Here is a 21,969-nt window from a genome sequence, read left to right as displayed (position 1 = left end):
TATATGATTGTGCAGCGCAAACAGCAACTTTTTCACCAATCCTTCACTCCCCCCGCACTTTTCTCCACCTAGGATTCGCCGACAATTTGCCCACCCGCAGAGCCAGTGATGAATCTGAAAACAACCGACCACCGTGCCTTGCTGTTACTGCTGGCAGTCACCGCCTTGTTATTGACGCTGGGCCTGGGCAGTCGCGAGTTATGGGGAGCAGAAACTCGCTGGGCCAACATTTCCCTGCAGATGTTACAAAGCGGAGATTATTTTGACCCCTACCTCAAAGGCGGCGCCTACTACGACAAACCCCTGCTGTCCTACTGGCTTATCACGGCCAGCGCCTGGCTTTCCGGTGGCCTGGGGCCTTGGTCGCTGCGCCTGTCCTCGGTGGTCGCGGCATGGTTGAGTGTCTGGCTGACCTACCTGCTGGGCGAGCGCCTGTTCCGCAAGGGCACCGGCTTGGTCGCCGGCTGGATGCTGGCCACGACCTTCTACTTCGTGTTCTGGGCACGGGTCGCCACTGCCGACATCCTTACCGTATGCGGCGTACTGGCAGCGGTCTGGTGGTATTGCCGCGGGCCGGATGATACCCGCTTCTGGCGCTACGTCGGGTTCTTCGGCCTACTGGCGCTGACGTCGCTGTTCAAGGGCTTGATCGGCTTCATCCTGCCTGGCCTGGTGCTGCTGCCGCACTTGCTGCGCGAAGGCCGCTGGCGCCGCCACCTGAACCTGCGCCTGCTGGCTGCGCTGTTGCTGGCCGCAGCGCTGTACATGCTGCCGTTTCTACTCTCGCACCTGTACGGCGCGCCCAACTACGGCGAAAGCGGCCTGGGGCTGGTACTGCGGGAGAACGTGGTGCGGTTCTTCCAGCCATTCGACAACCTCGGGCCGATCTACACCTACCTGGTATACCTGCCGGTCTATACCCTACCCTGGGCACCCTGCTGGATCATCGCCGTGTGGGTTGCCCTGCGCCACTGGCGGCAGATCGAGCCGGATACCCGCTGGCTGCTTCAGGGGCTTGGCCTGCTGATGCTGTTCTTCACCGCCAGCGGCAGCAGGCGCAGCTACTATGTGCTGCCGCTGGTGCCGTTCGCGCAGCTGCTCGGTGCCTGGTGGATCACCCGTCGCATGGCCATGCGCGAGTCCGCCGGGCAGCGTCTGCAGGCCGGCTTCGCGGTTACCGCCGTGTTGCTGTTGGCGGTGCTGGGCATCCTGGTGCCCTGGAGCAATGGCGGCGGCGGCGTGATCCGCTTCGGCGAGGCGGTGCGCGAACAGGCGAGCCGTCAGGCTCCATTGGCGCAATGGCAGATGGTCATGGTCGAGGTGGACAACAAGGTGCCAATGTACCTGCAAACGGGTGGCGCCCCCTTCTACTATGTGGCGCAGACCGACAATTATCCCCGCACAGGCAACACCGCGACATTGATGGCCTGGCTGGAGCGCACCAGCGGCAAGCACTGGGACCCGCAGCGCACGATCATCGTCGCGCATTACCGCCGTGGCGAGACGCCTCCCCTTGACTACTTGCACAACGATCATCAGGTGGTCACCACCCAACCCAGTCGTGGCGAGCAGTGGCTACACAGCCATGATGATCAAAGCGTGGCCTATATTCCCCAAGGCCCAGGCACGCCCCTTGCTAGGCTGCCAAGCGACAACTAACGGCCTCTATTCAGGCAACTAAAACACAGTTTCACAGCCATCCAAATGGATGTTTATGCGTTTCAAAATTATTGTTAGCTTCACACTTGGCCGGCAACCTGAACCTCAGCTGTCTGCCTGTGCAATGTAATGATAACGCGACCCTTTTTTTATACTTCTTTCACAAAATCGAGCATACCCTTTGGCTGGATAAGCCCTTGACCATCACTACGGCATGGATGACTGAGCCCCGCAGAAAACTTTGACTTAGCGCAACGCAGCAACTTTTAGCCTGTGCACGGGATGCAAAACTTTTCTTTGCGTCTACGCTGGCAATTGAACCAATGAAATCAATGGGTTCTGTCACTTTTCCTGTATCACCGAGGTGCTCATGAGTGAGGCGTTTCTCCCCTTCTCACGTCCGAGTATGGGCGAAGAAGAAATAGCGGCTGTTGAAAAAGTCCTGCGTTCGGGCTGGATCACGACCGGGCCGCAGAACCAGGCCCTGGAAGAGCAGTTTGCGCAGTACGTCGGTTGCCGCCATGCGGTAGCCTTGTCATCGGCCACTGGCGGTATGCATATTGCCTTGCTGGCACTGGGTATCGGCCCCGGGGATGAAGTCATCACCCCATCGCAGACCTGGGTGTCCACGGCCAACATGATCTCGCTGCTCGGCGCCACACCGGTGTTTGTCGATGTTGATCGGGACACCCTGATGACCGACGCGGCACGCATCGAAGCCGCCATCACACCGCGGACCAAGGCCATCATTCCGGTGCACTACGCCGGCGCTGCCTTTGACCTCGACCCGTTGTACGCCCTTGCCGACAAGCACGGCATCGCCGTCATCGAAGACGCCGCCCATGCCGCCGGCACCCGCTACAAGGGCCGCCACGTAGGGGCTCGAGGTACGGCAATCTTCTCGTTCCATGCGATCAAGAACATGACCTGCGCCGAAGGTGCGATGTTCGTCAGCGACGACGAAGCCCTGGCCAGCCGCGTGCGCATGCTCAAATTCCATGGCCTGGGTGTCGATGCCTATGACCGCATGACCCACGGTCGCAAGCCCCAGGCCCAGGTCATCGAGCCCGGCTTCAAGTACAACCTCGCCGACATCAACGCCGCCATCGCCCTGGTGCAACTGCAACGCCTGGATGCGATCAACGCCCGCCGTACCGAACTGGCCGCGCGCTACCAGCAACGTCTGGCAGGCCTGCCGGTGCAGCCCCTGGCCGTGCCGGACTACCCGCAGCAGCACGCCTGGCACCTGTACATCCTGCGCATCGACAGCGAACGCTGCGGCCTGGACCGCGAAGCCTTCATGAAAGACCTGCAGGAGCGCGGCATTGGCACCGGCATCCACTTCATCGCGACCCACCTGCACACCTGGTACCGCCAGCGTGATCCGCAGCTGTCGCTGCCCAACACCGAATGGAACTCAGCGCGGCTGTGCTCCATTCCGTTGTTCCCCGACATGACCAACCAGGACCTCGACCGCGTCGTCACCGCCATAGAACAGCTTGTGGGAAATCGCTCGTGAGACCTTACCCGATCCATTGCGTGTCCATCGTCATCCCGGTCTACAACGAGCAGGAAAGCCTGCCCGAGCTGCTGCGTCGTACTGGCGCAGCCTGCGAGCAACTGCGCCACCCCTATGAAATCGTGCTGGTCGACGACGGCAGCCGCGACGACTCCGCGCACATCCTGGAGGCCGCCGCCCAAGCCGAGAACAGCCCGTTCGTCGCGGTCATCCTCAACCGCAACTACGGCCAGCACGCAGCGATCATGGCCGGTTTCGAGCAGTGCAAGGGCGACGTGGTCATTACCCTCGACGCCGACCTACAAAACCCGCCGGAAGAAATCCCGCGGCTGGTTGCCGAAGCCGAACGTGGCTTCGACGTGGTCGGCACGGTACGCAGCAACCGCCAGGACTCGGCCCTGCGCCGCTGGCCGTCGAAGGTGATCAACTACGCAGTCAAGCGCTCCACCGGTGTCGCCATGAGCGACTACGGCTGCATGCTGCGTGCCTACCGGCGCACGGTGATCGACGCGATGCTCGCCTGCCGCGAGCGCAGCACGTTCATCCCGATCCTGGCCAACAGCTTCGCCCGCCACACCACCGAGATCCTGGTGACCCACGCCGAGCGAGAGCACGGCGATTCGAAATACAGCCCGATGCGCCTGATCAGCCTGATGTTCGACCTGATCACCTGCATGACCACCACGCCATTGCGCCTGCTGAGCATCGTCGGATTCAGCATGGCCGCACTCGGCGTGCTGTTCGCCTTCGGGCTGGTCGTGCTGCGCCTGGCGTTTGGCCCGGGCTGGGCCGGCAACGGTCTGTTCGTGCTGTTCGCCGTCTTGTTCGTGTTCACCGGTGGCCAGTTCATCGGCATGGACCTGCTCGGCGAGTACCTGGGGCGCATGTACAGCGATGTGCGCGCCCGCCCGCGGTTCTTCATCGAAAGAGTGCTGCGCAGCGGCCCCCCGCCTGCACCTGCAGCAAACGTCACCGTTGATGGTTTCAATTCCTCTACTTCTGGTCAGGTTCACTCATGAGTGCAAAAACGGTTGTCTTCGCGTACCACGATATCGGCTGCGCCGGCATTGAAGCCCTGCTCGACAGCGGTTATGACATCGCAGCGGTGTTCACTCATGCCGACGATCCCAAGGAAAACACCTTCTACGCCTCGGTCGCACAGCTGTGCGCCCGCAAAGGCATCCCGGTGCATGCGCCGGAGGACGTCAACCACCCGCTGTGGGTCGAGCGCATCAGCCAGCTCGACCCCGACTACCTGTTCTCGTTCTACTACCGCAACCTGCTGAGCGAACCGCTGCTTGCCACCGGCCGCAAAGGCGCGTTCAACCTGCACGGCTCGCTGCTGCCGCGCTACCGCGGCCGCGCACCGGCCAACTGGGTGCTGGTCAACGGTGAAACCGAAACCGGCGTGACCCTGCACCGCATGGTCAAGCGCGCCGATGCCGGCGCCATCGTCGCCCAGCTGCGTGTGGCCATCGAACGCAGCGACACCGCGCTGAGCCTGCACGGCAAGCTGCGCGCCGCCGCCGCCGACCTGCTGCGTGACACCTTGCCGAACCTGCGCCAGGGCAAGGTCAGCGAAACCCCACAGGATGAATCGAAGGCGACCGTGTTCGGCCGCCGTACCGCAGCTGATGGCCGCCTGGACTGGCAAGCGCCTGCCGAAACCCTGTTCAACCTGGTGCGCGCGGTGACCCAGCCCTACCCTGGCGCCTTCTGCCAGGTCGGCGAGCACAAGCTGATCGTCTGGAGCGCCGACGTGGTCAAGGGCAACGAAGGCCTGGCCCCAGGCCGGGTCATCAGCACCGACCCGCTGCGCATCGCCTGTGGCGAGGACTCGCTGGTGATCAGCGCCGGCCAGCGCAACGACAACGGCCTGTACCTGAGCGGCCCGCAACTGGCCAACGAGCTGGGCCTGGTCGAAGGCTCGCTGCTGCGTGGCGCCGACGCCCGCCGCAGTGCGCGCCGCACCCGTGTATTGATCCTTGGCGTCAACGGTTTCATCGGCAACCACCTGTCCGAGCGCCTGCTCAGCGATGAGCGCTACGAAGTCTACGGCCTGGACATCGGCTCCGACGCCATCGAGCGCCTGCGCAGCCACCCCCGCTTCCACTTCGTCGAAGGCGACATCAGCATTCACTCCGAGTGGATCGAGTACCACATCAAGAAGTGCGACGTGGTGCTGCCACTGGTGGCCATTGCCACGCCGATCGAGTACACCCGCAACCCATTGCGCGTGTTCGAGCTGGACTTCGAAGAAAACCTGCGCCTGGTGCGCTACTGCGTCAAGTACAACAAGCGCGTGATCTTCCCGTCGACCTCGGAAGTCTACGGCATGTGCCAGGACACGAACTTCGACGAAGACAGCTCCAACCTGGTGGTCGGGCCGATCAACAAGCAGCGCTGGATCTACTCGGTGTCCAAGCAGCTGCTCGACCGGGTCATCTGGGCTTATGGCCAGAAAGGCCTGAACTTCACCCTGTTCCGCCCATTCAACTGGATGGGCCCACGCCTGGACCGCCTGGACTCGGCGCGTATCGGCAGTTCCCGGGCCATCACCCAGCTGATCCTGAACCTGGTGGAAGGCACACCGATCCGCCTGTTCGACGGCGGCGCGCAGAAGCGTTGCTTCACCGACATCGCCGACGGCGTCGAGGCCCTGGCACGGATCATCGACAACGACAACGATGCCTGCAACGGCCAGATCATCAACATCGGCAACCCGGACAACGAAGCCAGCATCCGCCAGCTTGGCGAAGAACTGCTGCGCCAGTTCGAAGCCCACCCGCTGCGCAGCCACTTCCCGCCGTTCGCCGGCTTCAGCGACGTCGAGAGCAAGGCATTCTATGGCGGCGGCTACCAGGACGTGTCCCACCGCAAGCCGAGCATCGCCAACGCCAAACGCCTGCTGAACTGGGAGCCGACCGTGGAGATGCGCGAAACCATCGGCAACACCTTGGACTTCTTCCTGCGTGAAGCGATGCGCGAGATCGAGGCCCGTCCGGCAGAAGAAGCACGCTGATGCAGGCAGGGTTGCGCATCGATGTCGATACCTACCGCGGCACCCGCGAAGGTGTGCCGCGCCTGTTGGAGTTGCTCGACGAGGCGCAGGTCAAGGCGACGTTCTTCTTCAGTGTCGGGCCAGACAACATGGGGCGCCATTTGTGGCGCCTGATTCGCCCGCAGTTCCTGTGGAAGATGCTGCGCTCCAATGCCGCCGGGCTGTACGGCTGGGACATCCTCCTGGCCGGCACCGCCTGGCCCGGCAAACCGATTGGCCGCGACCTCGGGCACCTGATGCGTCAGGCCCGCGCCGCCGGCCACGAGGTCGGCCTGCATGCCTGGGATCACCACGGCTGGCAGGCCAATGCCGGGCGCTGGAGCATGGCGCAACTGACTGAGCAGATCCGTCGGGGCGTCGACACCCTCAGTGACATCCTCGGTGCACCGGTCGACTGCTCGGCAGTCGCCGGTTGGCGCGCCGACGAACGGGTGGTCGAGGCCAAGCAGGCCTTCGGTTTCCGCTACAACAGCGATTGCCGGGGTAGCAACCTGTTCCGCCCCCGGCTGGCTGACGGCTCGCCAGGGACGCCGCAGATTCCGGTGGACATGCCGACCTTCGACGAGGTCGTCGGCCCGCAGGTGGCTGCCGCGCACTTCAACGCATTCATGCTCGGGCAATTCCGCCCACAGGCACTCAACGTCTACACCATCCATGCAGAGGTAGAAGGGATTCTGATGGCCCAGGACTTCCGTCAATTGCTGGCCGATGCACGCCAGCGCGAGATTGCGTTCAAACCGTTGGGCGAGTTGCTCCCCGCCTCGCTCGACACCCTGCCCGTTGCCCGTGTGCAACGCGGCACCCTGCAAGGCCGTGAGGGCTGGCTGGGAGTGCAAGGTTCATGAACAGACGCTGGACGCTACCGCTGCTGCTCGGCCTGTTCGTGCTGGCCTTCCTGCTGCCACTGGGCGGGCATGGCTTGTGGATCCCCGACGAAACCCGCTATGCCCAGGTCAGCCAGGAGATGCTGCTGACCGGCAACTGGGTCTCGCCGCACTTCATGGGGCTGCGCTACTTCGAAAAACCCGCCGCCGGCTACTGGATGATCGCTTTCAGCCAGGGGCTGTTCGGCCAGAACCTGTTCGGCGTGCGCTTTGCCTCGGCGCTGAGCGTCGGCCTGAGCCTGATCCTCTGCTACCTGGTGGCACGCCGCCTGTGGAATGACCCGCGCAAGAGCCTGATCTGCACCTTGGTCTACATGAGCTTCTGCGTCATGGTGGGCCAGGCCGTCTATGCCAACCTCGACCCGCAGTTCACCCTGTGGGTCAACCTCAGCCTGGTGGCCCTGTGGTTCGCCATCGACAGCCACGGCAAGGGCCAGCGCCTGGCAGCCTGGGCGGTACTGGGGCTGGCCTGCGCCATGGGCTTCATGACCAAGGGCTTTCTCGCCTGGCTGCTGCCGGTACTGATCGCGCTGCCGTGGATGCTCTGGCAGAAGCGCTGGCGTGAACTGCTGGTGTACGGGCCGGTGGCCGTGGTGGTGGCGATCGTCGTCAGCCTGCCCTGGGTGCTGGCAGTGCATGTGCAGGAACCCGACTACTGGCGGTTCTTCTTCTGGCATGAGCACATTCGCCGGTTTGCCGGTGACGATGCCCAGCACAGCGCGCCCTTTTGGTACTACCTGCCACTGCTGGTGGCTTACAGCCTGCCCTGGATCGCCCTCCTGCCACTGGCGCTGAAACAGGCCTGGCAGCGCCGTGCCCAGGCCAAGGTCGTGTTCCTGCTGCTGTGGCTGCTGATGCCATTGCTGTTCTTCAGCCTGAGCAAGGGCAAGTTGCCAACCTACATCTTCCCGTGCCTGCTGCCATTGGCCCTGCTGATCGGCCATGCAGTCGAAGACCGCCTGCGCCTTCATCAAGGTCGCGCGTTGCGCATCAACGGCTGGCTCAACGTGGTGATGGGCGCGCTTGCCCTGATCGCACTGGCCTGGCTGCAGTTGAAGAAGCCCGTGTACGGCCATGAACCGACCGGCCTGCTGCTGATGTGCGTGGCACTGAGCGGGTGGACACTCGCCAGCCTGGCCCAGGCCCTGTCGCCGGTGCGCCGTTGGGCCGCCCCGGTGCTCGGCAGCCTGTTGCTGATGGCCCTGCTGCCGGCGGCATTGCCCAAATCGGTGGAAGGCAACAAGATGCCCGACCAGTTCATTCTGCAGCACCTCGACGAACTGACAGGTGCCACGCACCTGATGAGCAACGACCTCGGCGCTGCATCGGCACTGGCCTGGCGCCTAAAACAACCGAACGTGGCGTTCTACAACACCGTTGGCGAACTGAAGTACGGCCTGGCGACCCCGGAAGGCCAAGGTCGTCGGCTGAACGACAAGAACGTTCGCCAATGGGTCGATAATGCCCGCCGCAGTGGCACGGTGGCCGTGGTGATGCGGGTAAAGGGCGAGGATGAGCAGCGTGAACTGGCGCTGCTGCCCGACGATGGCACCCGTTATCACCAGGGCAAGATGGTGATCCTCATTCTCCCCCGGGTATCGCCATGAGCTGGCTGCTGTTGGTCGCGGCCTGCCTGCTGACTTGCCTGGGCCAGGTGGCGCAGAAGTTCGCCGTGGAAGGCTGGCGCGGGCAAGCGGGGCCATGGACGGACAAGTTGCGTTCGCCCTGGCTGTGGCTGGCCCTCCTCGCACTTGGCAGTGGTTTGCTGGTGTGGCTGCTGGTACTGCAGCGCATGGAGGTGGGCGTCGCTTATCCGATGCTCAGCCTGAACTTCGTGGTGATCACCCTGATCGCCCGCTTCGGCTTCCATGAGCCGGTCGACCGCCGTCACTGGCTGGGGGTGGCCCTGGTCATCGCCGGTGTCGCCCTGCTGGGGCAGCAAGCATGAACCAGCGCCTGGGTATCAGCTTTGCCCTGGGCAGCGTGCTGCTGGTCAGTACTGCCCAACTGGCCATGCGCTGGAGCATGACCCGCTTGCCGCAACCCGGCCAGTGGCTGACGGCACTGACCGGCCAGGGCGTGGATGCCGTTGCCGTGGCCGTGGTGCTGGCTGCGATCGCCGCCTATGGCCTGTCGATGCTCTGCTGGCTGCTGGCCCTGCGCGACCTGCCGTTGGGCCGCGCCTACTCGCTGCTCAGCCTCAGCTACGCCCTGGTTTACCTGTTGGCGGCCAGCCTGCCGCTGTTCGACGAGTCCTTCAGTTTGAGCAAATCGCTGGGCGTGGCACTGGTCATGCTCGGCGTCATTACGATCAACACGCGTCCGGCCCGTTCGCCCGCATTAAGGAGTGCTCCATGAAAATTACAGTGTTTGGTAGCGGGTACGTCGGCCTGGTGCAAGCCGCGGTACTGGCCGAGGTCGGCCATGATGTGGTGTGCATGGATATCGACGAGAAGAAGGTCGAGTTGCTGTGCCAAGGCCATGTCAGCATCTTCGAACCGGGCCTTTCCAGCCTGGTGCGCGAAGGCCTGGATGGCGGCCGCCTGCAGTTCACCACCGATGAAAAGCTTGCCGTCGAACATGGCCGGGTCGCCTTCATCGCCGTTGGCACCCCCTCCTGCCCGGATGGTTCGGCAGACCTCAAGTATGTGCTGTCGGTCGGCGATGCAGTCGCTCGCCATCGCCAACAGCCGCTGATCCTGGTCGAAAAGTCCACGGTGCCGGTCGGCACCGGTGACACCCTGCGGGCCCACATCAATACCGCGCTCGCGGGCCGTGAACTGCGCGTCGATATCGTCTCCAACCCGGAATTTCTCAAGGAAGGCTCGGCGGTTGCCGATTGCCGCCGGCCGGACCGTATCGTCATCGGGTGCGAGGGTGAAGACGTGCGCGATGTCATGCGCGACCTCTACGCCCCGTTCAACCGTAACCATGACCGCATCATGTTCATGGACCTGCGCAGCGCCGAGCTGACCAAGTACGCCGCCAACTGCATGCTCGCCACCAAGATCAGCTTCATCAACCAGATCGCCGAGCTGGCCGAGCACCTGGGCGCCGATATCGAATCGGTGCGCCAGGGCATCGGTGCCGATACCCGCATCGGCTACCACTTCATCTACCCAGGCTGCGGCTATGGCGGCTCATGCTTCCCCAAGGACATGCGTGCGCTGATCCACAGTGCCGAGCAGGTGCATTGCTCCAGCGACCTGCTGCAGGCGGTCGAAGCGATCAACGAACGCCAGAAGCACAAACTGTTCGAACGCATCAATGCGTTCTACAACGGCAACCTGGCCGGCAAGACCTTTGCCGTGTGGGGCCTGGCGTTCAAACCGAACACCGACGACATGCGCGATGCCCCCAGCCGCGTACTGCTTGAGTCGCTGTTTGCAGCCGGCGCCAGCGTGCGTGCCTTTGACCCCGAAGCCATGCAGGAAACCCAGCACCTATATCCGGATGAAGACAAACTGATGTTGATGGGCACCCCGGAATCGGTGCTGTCCGGCGCCGATGCATTGATCATCTGTACCGAGTGGCAGCAGTTCAAGGCACCGGATTTCGACCTGATCCAGCAACGCCTGAAAGCTCCGGTGATTTTCGACGGGCGCAACCTTTATGATGCCGAGCGCCTGTCGCGTAAAGGGTTCAAGTACTTCCCGATCGGCCGTGGCGATTCCTGCCAGTTGCCGGTCTCCCCGCAACTGCCCCGCCAGGGTTCGAAAGCGGCGTGAAGGCACTGTCCGTCACCGTTCGCCGGCAGTCCCTGGTCGCGGGGCTGCTGGCACTGCTGCTGTTCTGCGCCGGGGTGTACGGGCAGGCGCCGATCGGTTTCGATTCGCGCTTCGTGCTGTTCGCCCAGGAGATGCTGCGCCATGGGCCAACGGTGTTCCCGACCACCTACGGGCAGCCCTATGCCGACTACACGTCGCTCTCGACCTTGTTCATCTGGCTGGCGTCACTGCCATTCGGGACGGTCAACGGTCTGAGCGCATGGTTGCCCAGTGCCATCGCTGGCGCGGTGATCGTGGCCCTGATGTACCGGCTACTGGCGCCGTTCTCGCTGCGCTGGGCGTGGAGCAGCATTGTCCTGCTGTTGTTGACGGCCACCTTCGTCAGCGAAGTCCGCGCGGTGTCACAGGACCTCATGCTGGCGGCCGTCGCCTTCAGCGTGTTCTACCTGGGTTACGCCCACGACCAGCGGGCTGCCGGGCGGCGCTGGCCGCTGGTGTTCGCCCTGTTGCTGTTGGGCTTTGGCATTCGCGGACCGATCGGCCTGGTAGTGCCGACCGGCATGCTGTGCAGCTATTACCTGCTGACCGGCCAATGGCGGAGGATGCTGCTGTTTGGTGTACTCGCCAGCCTGCTGCTGGTCGCCAGTGTCTGCCTGCTGCTGTGGCTGGCCAAGGCCAGCGGTGGCCAGGCGTTTCTGGATGACGTGATACGCATGCAGTTCCTGGGGCGTATGGACGGTAGCGAAGGTGCCAGTAGCCCGCTGTATTACTTCACCAGCGCGCTGGGCAACTATGCGCTGGCCTACCCTCTGGCATTGCTGGCCCTGGTTGCCGCCTGGCTGGGCCGTGCGCAGCTGCAGGGGCCGGCGTTGCGCCTGGTCGGTTATTGCGCGGCTGCTGCACTGCTGGTCATGCTCGGCCTGTCCATCCCGCTGGCCAAGAAGGCCCGCTACCTGCTGCCGATGCTGCCAATGGTGGCGATCATTGCCGCCTACCCGTTCCAGGTCGCACAGGGGCGGCTGTTCGCCTGGCTGCGCGGTGTGATTCAGGGGCTATGGCTGCTGATGCCGGGGCTGATGATGATTGCCTTGCTCATGGCTCAGCGCCGTTTTCCCGAGGAAACCGGCTCCATCACAGTGCTGATGGTGGTGCTGGCAGCGTTGCAGTTGTGGGCGCTGTCACGGCTGGTGCAGTCACGTTGGCGTGCCGAGGTGACTGCCGGCTGTGCGGTGATGGCGTTGTGGCTGGTGTATGTCGCGGTGTTCGAGCCGGTGGAGCGCCGCCTGTATGACACCCGCAGCTTTACCCAGGCCGTAGTCACCAAGGTCGCGCAGCAACCTGCCCCGCTGGTGCTGTACCGCCTGGGCCAGGATGCCAAGGCCATCAAGTTCATGGTCAACCTTGACTACGACCTGCGGCCGCAGTTCACCGAGACTCCCGAGCAGCTGCAGGCCGTGCAGGGTCCGGCGTGGCTGATGATGGATCGGCACGACTTCCAGGCCCTTCAAGGCACACCGATGCAGGCGCTGCAGCCGCAACTGAGCGGGCGCTTTGACAACAACGACTATGTGCTGGTGTATCTCGGGCGCTGAAGATCAGGATCTGCGTGCGCGCAGGCGCTCGTGATAGCGGCCGCCCAATGCGCCGCCCCAGGGCATGATCAGGCCGATCACCAGCAGCACGATCAACAACGTGACCCCCTCGAACGGGCTGAAGAATTCCAGCACCGCGCAGCCCAGGGTCAACAACAGCCCGACCACCGTCAAGGCATCCGGTTTGAGTACCGGGCAGTCGCTACTTGCCACCGAAGGATGCAGAAAGCCTACCAACCACAGGTAAAGCCAGCTCACTACAGAGGCAATGAACAACGCCAGAAACAATAAGTGATGACCAAACATCGAAGTGTGCATGATGGGCAGCCCTGCTCAATATGCGTGTTGCGTTAGCGCTGATTTAAGCCATTCAAAGTGAAAGTTCTGTCAAAAAAACCTGACCTAGTGACTGGACTGCTTAAAATACCTTTTCCTATTCGGCGTCAAGGAACCTCACCATTGAAAGGCCCGCAGAATTCCTACAACCGGCTGTTTTCGCCTGCGCATCAGTTCATGGCGCACAAGCTGGCCAAGCGGAGCTGAGCGAACTGGGCTGGCTGGGGACATCGCCTCAGGCCTGAGACCTGCATAGCACCTGTGGGAGCGGCTTTAGTCGCGAAGAGGCCGGTACAGGCGCCAGATAAAGGCACATGGCCACCTCGCACATCCGCCCTAATGCCCTGCCCGTTCCTCGGCGCTATAGTCCGGCCATTCAACACCCCCCACGCCAAGGAAGCCCACCCTCATGAAACCCGCCAAGCTCCTGCTGAGCGCCGCCGTCCTGTTCACCGTCGCCGGTTGCCAGACCATCAAACCCTCCGAGCAGACCCTCAAGGAACGCGCCGAGTTCGCCCTCAATACTCCGGTCAGCAAGGTCGCCAACGTCCGTAGCGACAGCACCATCACCTACTACACCGCCACCACCGCAAAAGGCGAGTACAACTGCCAGATGCCCAGCGGCGCCATCGTTGCCGTGGGCAGCATGGGCCTGTATGAGCCCACCCCGTCCTGCCTGAAGGAAGGCCAGGCAATCATCCTGCAGTGATGCTGCCTCTGCCGTCGGCGCCGACCTCTGTTCCCGGCGCCGCCGGCACCTCGCGCAGTTCCCGCAGGGCTGCACGCAACTCCGTCGGGCGCACCGGCTTGGACAAGAGCGCGATATTGCGCCCCTGGACGATCGCCTGGATCTTCTCCAGGTCATGCCCGGTCATGATCAACGCCGGTACCTCCCAGCCCCGCTGTGCCCGCAAACGCTCGATGCAATCGACGCCGGTGGCCTCCTGGCCCAGGTCGTAGTCGGCAACGATCACGTCACATTCGCTGACCAGCCCCAAGGGGGAACCATGCGCTTCAACTTCGCAGCCCCAGCGCTGCAGCAACGCCGAGGTGGCGCGCAGGACGTTGTGATCGTCTTCCACCAGGCACACCTTCAGGCCGCCGAACATGGCGCCTTGCAACACCTGCTGTTCACTGCTCCGGGCGACCGGTTGCGCCGCCAGGCGCGGCAAGCCTTGCAGGCTCACCGCCGTACCGCGCCCCAGCTGCGAACGCAGCTGAACCTGCATGCCCATCAAATGCCCCAGGCGCTTGACGATCGAGAGGCCCAGGCCAACGCCTTCGACATCCTTGTCACGCACCTGACGTACCCGGTAGAACTCTTCAAAGACCAGACCCAGGTGCACCTGATCGATCCCGCGCCCCTGGTCATAGACCACGATGGCCAGCGCCTGGCCATGACGCCGCACGCCGATCAGCAGCGGCCGCTGGGCTGCGTACTTGAAGCTGTTGGACAGCACGTTCTGCACCATCGTCGCGAGCATGCCGCGGTCGGCGCGGGTCCAGTAGGCACATGGGCGCAAGCGCATCTCGACGCCTGCCCAGCGCGCCGCCTCGGCGTTCTGCCGCAGCAGTTCGGCGAGAAACTCGTGCAGGGCGAAGGCCTCGTACTTCGGTTGCACCCTGCCGTTGTCCAGCGTGTACAGGTCCAGGATCGAACGGAACAGCTGCGATACGTTGAGCAGCGAGCGGTCGATGCTGTCCACCAGGCGCCGTTCCTGCTCGGCCAGCGGCGCCTCGCGCAGGCAGGCGGTGAACAGGCCGATGGAGTGGATCGGCTGGCGCAAGTCATGGCTGGCCTGGGCCAGAAAACGCGACTTTTCCTGGGTGGCCGCCATCGCCAGTTCCGAGGCCTTGCGCGTGCGCTCAAGCAGCATGTGGGCGTAGAGCGGGATGACCGTACTGGTGGTGAGCAGCATCAGAACCATGAACGGGTTGGCCTGCCAGTAGGGGTTGAGCTGGTACACCGCGACCAGCGCTGTCAGCGCCAGTACCGTGGCAATGGCCAGGTAGCGGGTACCGAAGCGCATGCCGTTGCCGAGGTTGACCCAGACCATCACCGCGTACAGCGGCAGCGCCGCTTCGCCGCCCAGCACCAGGCCGAAGCAGGTGCCGGTGTAGTCATGCACGATGCCCAGCACCCGACGCCATGGGTAGTGCCCAGGCCAGCGGGCGATGGCCTGGCGCAGGCCGATCGACAGCAGGATGAAACTGATGATGTAGTAGATCACCGGCAGGTAGCTGGCGATCGATTCACCCGGCAGGAAACCCAGCACGGTAATGTAGACCAGCGCGCAACTGGCGACGATGACACGCAGGTTGGCCTGGTCGAGCTCGTTGTTCTTGTTGTAGTCCATGGTAAACGTCCTTGTGCACGGGGCCGCATAGGCGCCTGCCTGGCGCAGCGCTTACGGGCGTTTGCGGCAGCAGGCTGCTAAGTTAGCATGGTGGCAACAACGCCGTTCACAGGGAGTGCCAGATCGTGACGTGCCGCATCATCGTGGCGGACGACCATCCGCTGTTCAGGGAGGCCATGGTCCGTACCGTGCAGCGGGTATTGCCGCAAGCACAACTGGAAGAGGCCGGGGACCTGCAGCAGGTGCTGGCGCTTGCCCGCCAGGGCGAGGTGCCAGACACGCTGATTCTCGACCTGCGCTTCCCCGGGCTCGATTGCATCGACCGCCTGACCGAACTGCGCCAGCTGTTACGCCGCACTACCCTGATCATCGTGTCGATGGTCGACGAGCCGGCGCTGATCGAACACGTCATGGCCAGCGGCGTGGATGGCTTCATTGGTAAAAGCATCGCCCCTGATGAACTCGGCGCAGCGATCCTGGCGATCCGGGACGGCGAGGTGCTGGTCAAGTACAGCCCTTCAGGCCTGTTGCCGAACCTGGGCAGCGGCAACGAGCTGGAACACCTCACTCACCGCCAGCACGAGGTGCTGCGCCTTATCGCCCAAGGCAAGACCAACAAGGAAATTGCCCGCGCCCTGGACATATCGCCGTTCACCGTCCGTATTCACGTGTCATCGTTGCTCAAGGCGCTGAATGTCACCTCGCGCACGGCCGCGGCCGTCAAGTACAGCGGTACCTGATACCGTCGGTCGGTGCCGATGGCAATGCAAGTGATCATGCGGGGGCGCCCGGCACTCTCAATCCATGAACGGTGGTCAATCATCATCGCTCATCACTCCTGTGCTTGGCCCACCCTCGGGTGGGCCTTTTTCGCCAAGCGAGGGCGCCATCATGAACCAGATACTGCAAATGGGCGGAGGTAGCGCTCAGGACGATTGGCCCGAACTGGACCCAGAAGAACGCAACGACCGGGCAGCTGACCCGGACGCCGATCCTGATCTGACTGAGGACGAGCAGAACCGGCCCGGAGTGCCTGCGAGCGACCCCGAATCCGGTGCATGAAGGATCAGCTGGTCATACTTGAGTCGCTGACCGTCTGGCTGGGCTTGCTGCCTGACGGCCGCCAGGTCACTGCGGTTATGCCGTAACGCTCGGCCATTGGCCGGCTCACTTTCTTGATCCTCTCCCGGCCGAACTTCGGGATGATGCCGATCCCTGCATCACAACTGGCCCAGTGCCAAGCCTCGGCGTTATCGATTTTCTCGAGCCGGATAATGAAACTGCGCGGCTGGCCGTGCAGCAGGTAATCGATAATGTATAGCTGGGGACTAGGCATCACGCGGCCCTCCTCTTCTCCATGGATGACTATTCATTGAGTGATGCCGTCCGCGAAAGATTCAAAAAGATTGTCGAACAATTCAAAGGGATGCATCAGGGTCCTTGCCAGGCACCCTGATGCCGGCGGGCCTCGGCGAGCCCCTTGTCATTGCTGCTGGCGGCCCCCTCCGTGGCTGTTCTGCCCGCCCTTGCGGCCGGCTTCCGATGCCCGCTGCCGGTCGTTGGCGAAGTTGCCGCCCGACGCCTGGCCACCTTTGTGGCCAGCCCGGGAGGCACGTTCGCGGTCATTGGCGAAGTTGCCTGGGTTGGTCTCCTTTGTGCCGCCACGTTGTCCGGTCCGTTGTTGATCACCAGCCATGTCCTGTCTCCTTGCCATGCGGATGGGTTGGGCGAATGAAACGGTGCCCTGCCTAGGTTCCGAACAGGCGATGCCAGGCACTGCTCAATCGGATTGCAAGTGGCTGACCGGTGGCGCCAAAGGCCCCCGCGGCAAATGATCGTGTGGCGGGTTTTGGACGGGCAATTTTTCTCCTGCTCAAGGGTCACAACTGCATGGTCACAACTGCAAACGGCCTACCACTGGCAAGCCTCGCAGCAGAACCGACGAGCTGCCTATAATGCTCGCTCATCTGCCCGGCGATGCTTCAAAGGGCCATCCTCAAGGTCTGCACAAGGCATCTTCATGACTGAGCAACCCGCATCGCCGCAAAACCCCGCGCTGAGCCCAAGCCACCTGGATTTCCCGGTGGTCGGTATTGGTGCGTCGGCTGGAGGGCTGGAGGCCATCCGCACCTTCTTCCAGCAGATGCCCGGTGATTGCGGTGCAGCCTTTGTGGTGGTGTTGCACCTGTCGCCCGACCACCAGAGCGTGGCCGACAGGATCATCCAGGAAGCCACGCCGATGCCGGTGCGCCAAGTCACCGAGCCAGTGCCGATCGAACGCAACCATGTCTATGTGATTTCGCCGGCCAATCGTCTTTCCACCAACGACGGCTACCTGCGCGTCACCCCGGCCAACCGCCGACGCGGCGACCATGTGGCCATCGACCTGTTCTTCCGCGATCTGGCCGACGTGCACAAGGACCACGCCTTCTGCGTGGTGTTGTCGGGCACCGGTGCCGACGGCGCGGTGGGTCTGTCGCGGATCAAGGAACAAGGCGGCGTGACCCTGGCGCAGACCCCGGACGACGCCCAGTACGACAGCATGCCGCGCGCCGCCATCGAGACCGGTATGGTCGACCTGGTGCTGCCGGCTGCCGAGATGCCGCAGAAGCTGACGGAACTGTGGCGTACGGCGCGGCAGGTGAAATTACCTGAGATCGAAGACGATACCCTGCCGCCGCCGTTGGGCACCCGGGCCGGCGATGCCCAGGCCGCCGAGCCATTGCTCGAAGAAATCCTGCTGCAACTGCGCACCGCCACCGGCCATGACTTCCAGCATTACAAGCGCGCCACCGTGCTACGACGGATCGAGCGCCGCCTGCATGTCACCGGGCAGACCGACCTGGGCAGTTACCTGAACTATCTGGAGCAACACGGCAGCGAAGCGACTGCCTTGCTCGGCGACATGCTCATCGGTGTGACCAATTTCTTCCGCGACCGCGAGGCTTTTGAATCGCTGGAACGTCACGTGCTGCCGCAACTGGCCAGCGAAGGCGAGGACAACCGCGAGATCCGCATCTGGTCAGCGGGCTGCTCCACCGGCGAAGAGGCTTACAGCCTGGCCATGCTGGTGTGTGAGCAACTGGCCCTGGAACAGCGCGCACGCAAGCTCCAGGTGTTCGCCAGCGATCTCGACGAACGCGCCATCAGTATTGCCCGCGCGGGTTCCTATCCCGAGGCGATCGTTACCGACGTGCCACCCACCCGGCTACGCCAGTTCTTCGTCAAGGAAGACCAGCATTACCGGGTGCGCAAGGAGGTGCGGGAGAAGGTGCTGTTCGCCCGCCACAACCTGCTGTCCGACCCGCCGTTCTCGCAGATCGACCTGATCGTCTGCCGCAACCTGCTGATCTACCTCGACCGCGAAGTCCAGCACGATATCCTGCAGATGTTCCACTATGCCCTGCGCAGCGGTGGCTACCTGTTCCTCGGCACCTCAGAATCGGCCGATGTAGCCGGTGAACTGTTCGCCCCGGTAGACAAGCGCAACCGCATCTTCCGCGCCCGTGACGTCAGCCCGGCCGGCCGTCGCTCAGGCCGGCAGCTGCCCGGGGCGAACATGACCAGCATCGCCCAGGACCTTCAGGCCAAGGCCAAGCCCGGACGCAAGCCGTCCTATGCCGAGATGCACCAGCGTGCCCTGGCCCGGCGCACGCCGCCAAGCCTGATCATCGACGGCGACGGCAATATCCTGCACATGAGCGACGGCGTCGGGCGCTACCTGCAGCTGGCAGGAGGCGAGCCGAGCCGTAACCTGCTCAACCTGGTGCTGCCGAGCCTGCGCCTGGCCTTGCGCACTACCCTGTTCCAGGCCCGCCAGGGCACCGAGGCCGTCACCTCGCGGCCGGTCGACCTTGGCGAAGGTGAACAGAGGCAGCAGCAAGCCGAGATCACCGTGCAGCCCTTCAAGGACGAACTCAGCACCGGCGAGTGCCTGCTGGTGGTGTTCGAAGAGCGTGCGCCCGACCCGTCCTTGCCGCTGCCAGGGGTCATCCGGCAGACCGACAGCATGGTGCTGAACAACCTGGAGCGCGAACTGCAGCGTACCCGCCAGCAACTGCAGGAAACCATCGAACAGTCGGAGGTTTCCAGCGAAGCCCTGACCGCCTCCAACGAAGAAATGCAGGCCATCAACGAAGAACTGCGTTCGGCCAGCGAAGAGCTGGAAACCAGCAAGGAAGAGCTGCAATCGATCAACGAGGAATTGCTCACCGTCAACTACGAGCTCAAGAACAAGGTCGAGGAAACCGACAAGGTCAACGACTACCTGAGCAACCTGATCGCCTCGACCGACATCGCCACGGTGTTCGTCGACCGCAACCTGCGCATTCGCTGGTTCACCCCGCGCGCCACCGACTTGTTCAGCATGCTGCCGATGGACACCGGCCGCTCGCTGCTGGACATCACCCACCGCCTCGATTACCCGGCACTGGCCGATGACGCCCGCGCCGTGGCCAAGGGTGAAACCATCATCGAGCGCGAGATCGGCGCCCAGGACAACCACTGGTACCTGGCACGCTTGCTGCCGTATCGCTCCAGCGAGCAGGAGATCGACGGCACCGTGCTTACCTTCATCGACATCAGCAAGAGCCGCGCCGCCGAAGAGCGCGTGCGCCTGGGTGAAGAGCGCCTGAGCAAGCAACTGCCCGAATCGCAGACTTCCAGCCACATGAAGGACGAGTTTTTCGCGGTGATGTCCCATGAACTCAAACACCCGCTCAACCTGATCCAGCTCAATGCCGAAATCCTTCGCCGGCTGCCGTCGATCAAGAGCATCGGCGCCGCCAGCAAGGCCGTGGGCACCATCTGCGAAGCGGTGTCCAGCCAGGCCCGGATCATCGATGACCTGCTCGATGTGGCGCGTATTCGCACCGGCAAACTCAAGCTCAAGACTGAACCCGTGGACCTCGGCGCCATTGTTCAGGGCATCCATGCGGTGGTGCTGAGCGAACAGCACCCTTGCCAGGTACGCTTGGAAATGCCAGCCGACGCCCAGCCGCTGATGATCGAGGGCGACTTGACGCGCCTGGAACAGATCATCTGGAACCTGCTGAACAACGCGCTCAAGTTCAGCCCGGCGGGCAATGAAATTCGCCTGGTGCTGAGCCACGACCAGACACAGGCACGCCTGCAGGTGATCGACCAGGGCGTGGGCGTGAGCCACGATAACCTGGAGCATATCTTCGACCTGTTCAGCCAGGCGGCGCCGCAGGTGGCCAGCCATGGCCGTGAAGGCCTCGGCATCGGCCTCTCACTCGTGCGCCAGCTGACCGAAGCCCATGGCGGCAGTGTCGAAGCCAGCTCGGCGGGGCTCGGCAAGGGCTGCACCTTTACCGTACGCCTGCCGTTGTGCGACCCCGGTGTGCAATTGCGTCCAGACGCTGCAGAACCTGTCAGCGAAGGACGGCTGCAAGGCACGACGATCTTGCTGGTCGACGACTCACCCGAAGTGCTGGAAGTGATGCAGGCGTTGCTGGAGATGGAAAGCGCCGAGGTCGCGGCGTACAGCGATCCGCTGAAGGCGCTGGAGGCCGCAGCCAGTGGCGACTATGACGTCATCATCTCGGACATCGGCATGCCAGGCATGGACGGTCACGCACTGATCAAGGCCTTGCGCGGCCTCGCCCACCTGCGTCATACGCCAGCGATCGCCCTCACCGGCTACGGTGCCAGTGCCGACCAGTACAAATCGCGCCAGTCCGGCTTCGATCGTCACCTGAACAAGCCGGTAGGCTATGACGAGCTGGTCGAGACCATCGAGGCGCTCAGCGGCTCGGTGCCCTGCTGAACCGTTAGCCAGTTAAACAGAACGTTCATTGCACGCCTGCGGACAAACCCATATGAACCAGGGATTTGCCGCAGGAGGCTGCATGAAGCCAGTCAAACACCGCGCCACCATCATTTGCCGGCATGGCAAGCAATCACACAAATGGCTGTGGGTGAGAAAACCCAAGGCACCGTGGACCTTGCCCGGCGGCAAGATCGAGCCGGGAGAGACACCGGTGCAGGCGGCCGAGCGGGAGTTACGGGAAGAGACGGGCTTGCAGGCCGAAACCTTGACCTTGCTCATGCGCTTTGAAACCGGTGAGCGCATGCACTATGTGTTCGAGGCCGACTTCGCCCACGCGCCGAAGCCGACCGCCGACCACGAGATCGCCGACTGTTGCTTTCAGCACCTGGACCAGATGTCGGCCATCAACGCCGAGATCAAAACAGTGATCCGCTCTCTGCTGGCGTGCGACCGCACGGTCGCCGCGTCGGTACGCTGAACATGCCCGGCTTCAGGCATGCACACTCCACTGGCAGACCTCGCTGGCAATCGGCATTTCGTCGATGGCGTGGATCATGCCACTCTCCAGCGCCTCCCTGGGGCCCAGGATACGCGGGTAGGCCATGAGGTAACGGGGTACATCCAGCACTTCGCTGCTGCCCTCCGTGCGCTCGGCGACGATCTGCGCATACAGGCGCAGGTCGTAATCCAGGCTCATGGCGTACTCGGCCATGCGTGAATGATCCACTGAGCCATGCAGCGTCCAGTGAAACGGGTGGAACAGGAACTTGCTGTAGCTGCACGCCGTGCGGTGTTCGCCCGCCAGAAACAGGATATTGCCCATGGACTCGACGGTGCCGAGGTTGTGGGTGTGCACGCTGATCGGCAAGGCGCGCAGGTAGTTGTACAGGGTAAAGCCGTAGCTGCACTCGCCGCCCATGGTGGCAATGTTCAGCTGCAACACGTCGGCGCCCTGCTGCATGGCGCGCGAGCAGGTGTTGATCAGGTTGCCGCAGGTGGATGAGTTGATCGGTCCGGTAAAGTGAATGATATGTCTGGCCAT

General features: G+C 63.3%; 20 protein-coding genes. 15 read left to right on the top strand and 5 right to left on the bottom strand.

What is annotated here, in order from left to right; genetic code table 11:
- Positions 1-108: 108 nt before the first annotated feature.
- The 10 genes from CQW31_RS16800 (at position 109) to CQW31_RS16755 (ending at position 12,443) form a co-directional block, all read left to right on the top strand.
- The gene (locus CQW31_RS16800) at positions 109-1,659 is read left to right on the top strand and encodes a glycosyltransferase family 39 protein (protein WP_099814964.1); all 1,551 of its coding nucleotides are present in this window, start codon (positions 109-111) and stop codon (positions 1,657-1,659) included.
- A gap of 370 nt (positions 1,660-2,029) precedes the next feature.
- Positions 2,030-3,178 (top strand): UDP-4-amino-4-deoxy-L-arabinose aminotransferase, encoded by a 1,149-nt coding sequence (gene arnB / locus CQW31_RS16795; RefSeq protein ID WP_099814963.1) that lies wholly within the window; start codon positions 2,030-2,032, stop codon positions 3,176-3,178.
- A complete protein-coding gene (gene arnC / locus CQW31_RS16790; RefSeq protein WP_099814962.1) occupies positions 3,175-4,197 on the top strand; it encodes an undecaprenyl-phosphate 4-deoxy-4-formamido-L-arabinose transferase in 1,023 nt (340 codons plus the stop codon). The genes arnB and arnC overlap by 4 nt, the downstream gene beginning before the upstream one ends.
- A complete protein-coding gene (arnA, locus tag CQW31_RS16785; RefSeq protein WP_099814961.1) occupies positions 4,194-6,200 on the top strand; it encodes a bifunctional UDP-4-amino-4-deoxy-L-arabinose formyltransferase/UDP-glucuronic acid oxidase ArnA in 2,007 nt (668 codons plus the stop codon). Before arnC ends, arnA begins: the two co-directional genes overlap by 4 nt.
- Positions 6,200-7,084, top strand: a complete 885-nt coding sequence (arnD, locus tag CQW31_RS16780; protein ID WP_054884485.1) for a 4-deoxy-4-formamido-L-arabinose-phosphoundecaprenol deformylase — start codon at positions 6,200-6,202, stop codon at positions 7,082-7,084. Before arnA ends, arnD begins: the two co-directional genes overlap by 1 nt.
- Positions 7,081-8,730 carry a lipid IV(A) 4-amino-4-deoxy-L-arabinosyltransferase gene (gene arnT, locus CQW31_RS16775; protein WP_099814960.1) on the top strand — a complete coding sequence of 550 codons (1,650 nt, stop codon included), beginning with the start codon at positions 7,081-7,083 and terminating at the stop codon, positions 8,728-8,730. Before arnD ends, arnT begins: the two co-directional genes overlap by 4 nt.
- Complete coding sequence (gene arnE, locus CQW31_RS16770) at positions 8,727-9,071, top strand: 4-amino-4-deoxy-L-arabinose-phosphoundecaprenol flippase subunit ArnE (RefSeq protein ID WP_099814959.1); 345 nt, start codon at positions 8,727-8,729, stop codon at positions 9,069-9,071. Before arnT ends, arnE begins: the two co-directional genes overlap by 4 nt.
- Complete coding sequence (gene arnF, locus CQW31_RS16765) at positions 9,068-9,481, top strand: 4-amino-4-deoxy-L-arabinose-phosphoundecaprenol flippase subunit ArnF (protein WP_054884488.1); 414 nt, start codon at positions 9,068-9,070, stop codon at positions 9,479-9,481. The genes arnE and arnF overlap by 4 nt, the downstream gene beginning before the upstream one ends.
- Positions 9,478-10,851: a UDP-glucose/GDP-mannose dehydrogenase family protein gene (locus CQW31_RS16760; RefSeq protein WP_054884489.1), complete on the top strand. Its 1,374-nt coding sequence runs from the start codon at positions 9,478-9,480 to the stop codon at positions 10,849-10,851. Before arnF ends, CQW31_RS16760 begins: the two co-directional genes overlap by 4 nt.
- The gene (locus CQW31_RS16755) at positions 10,848-12,443 is read left to right on the top strand and encodes a glycosyltransferase family 39 protein (RefSeq protein ID WP_099814958.1); all 1,596 of its coding nucleotides are present in this window, start codon (positions 10,848-10,850) and stop codon (positions 12,441-12,443) included. The genes CQW31_RS16760 and CQW31_RS16755 overlap by 4 nt, the downstream gene beginning before the upstream one ends.
- A gap of 3 nt (positions 12,444-12,446) precedes the next feature.
- On the opposite strand, the gene CQW31_RS16750 is transcribed toward CQW31_RS16755, so the two are convergent.
- Entirely contained in the window at positions 12,447-12,761 is a 315-nt protein-coding gene (locus tag CQW31_RS16750) for a hypothetical protein (protein ID WP_099814957.1), read from the bottom strand.
- Between the two features lie 427 nt (positions 12,762-13,188).
- Between CQW31_RS16750 and CQW31_RS16745 the strand changes: the two genes are divergently transcribed.
- Positions 13,189-13,488, top strand: a complete 300-nt coding sequence (locus CQW31_RS16745; RefSeq protein WP_054884491.1) for a hypothetical protein — start codon at positions 13,189-13,191, stop codon at positions 13,486-13,488.
- On the opposite strand, the gene CQW31_RS16740 is transcribed toward CQW31_RS16745, so the two are convergent.
- Positions 13,475-15,136 carry a hybrid sensor histidine kinase/response regulator gene (locus CQW31_RS16740; protein WP_099814956.1) on the bottom strand — a complete coding sequence of 554 codons (1,662 nt, stop codon included), beginning with the start codon at positions 15,134-15,136 and terminating at the stop codon, positions 13,475-13,477. The genes CQW31_RS16745 and CQW31_RS16740 overlap by 14 nt on opposite strands.
- Before the next feature lie 125 nt (positions 15,137-15,261).
- On the opposite strand from CQW31_RS16740, the gene CQW31_RS16735 reads away from it, so the two are divergent.
- Positions 15,262-15,876, top strand: coding sequence for a response regulator transcription factor (locus CQW31_RS16735; RefSeq protein ID WP_099814955.1), 615 nt, complete (start codon positions 15,262-15,264; stop codon positions 15,874-15,876).
- A 151-nt stretch (positions 15,877-16,027) separates the two neighbouring features.
- A complete protein-coding gene (locus tag CQW31_RS31180; protein ID WP_156351914.1) occupies positions 16,028-16,198 on the top strand; it encodes a hypothetical protein in 171 nt (56 codons plus the stop codon).
- A 4-nt stretch (positions 16,199-16,202) separates the two neighbouring features.
- Here the strand turns inward: CQW31_RS31180 and CQW31_RS16730 are convergent, their stop codons facing one another.
- Together CQW31_RS16730 and CQW31_RS16725 are read right to left on the bottom strand one after the other, a co-directional pair.
- Positions 16,203-16,472: a DUF6555 family protein gene (locus CQW31_RS16730; protein ID WP_054884494.1), complete on the bottom strand. Its 270-nt coding sequence runs from the start codon at positions 16,470-16,472 to the stop codon at positions 16,203-16,205.
- A gap of 147 nt (positions 16,473-16,619) precedes the next feature.
- Positions 16,620-16,832, bottom strand: coding sequence for a general stress protein (locus CQW31_RS16725; RefSeq protein WP_054884495.1), 213 nt, complete (start codon positions 16,830-16,832; stop codon positions 16,620-16,622).
- A 324-nt stretch (positions 16,833-17,156) separates the two neighbouring features.
- Between CQW31_RS16725 and CQW31_RS16720 the strand changes: the two genes are divergently transcribed.
- Together CQW31_RS16720 and CQW31_RS16715 are read left to right on the top strand one after the other, a co-directional pair.
- Positions 17,157-20,924 carry a CheR family methyltransferase gene (locus tag CQW31_RS16720; protein ID WP_099814954.1) on the top strand — a complete coding sequence of 1,256 codons (3,768 nt, stop codon included), beginning with the start codon at positions 17,157-17,159 and terminating at the stop codon, positions 20,922-20,924.
- An 82-nt stretch (positions 20,925-21,006) separates the two neighbouring features.
- A complete protein-coding gene (locus CQW31_RS16715; RefSeq protein ID WP_099814953.1) occupies positions 21,007-21,405 on the top strand; it encodes an NUDIX hydrolase in 399 nt (132 codons plus the stop codon).
- A 12-nt stretch (positions 21,406-21,417) separates the two neighbouring features.
- Here the strand turns inward: CQW31_RS16715 and CQW31_RS16710 are convergent, their stop codons facing one another.
- Positions 21,418-21,969 (bottom strand): ATP-dependent Clp protease proteolytic subunit, encoded by a 552-nt coding sequence (locus CQW31_RS16710; RefSeq protein WP_099814952.1) that lies wholly within the window; start codon positions 21,967-21,969, stop codon positions 21,418-21,420.

The sequence above is a fragment of the Pseudomonas sp. 382 genome, from assembly GCF_002759075.1.
Classification (GTDB): domain Bacteria; phylum Pseudomonadota; class Gammaproteobacteria; order Pseudomonadales; family Pseudomonadaceae; genus Aquipseudomonas; species Aquipseudomonas vlassakiae.
This window is presented reverse-complemented; position numbering and strand designations above follow the sequence as displayed.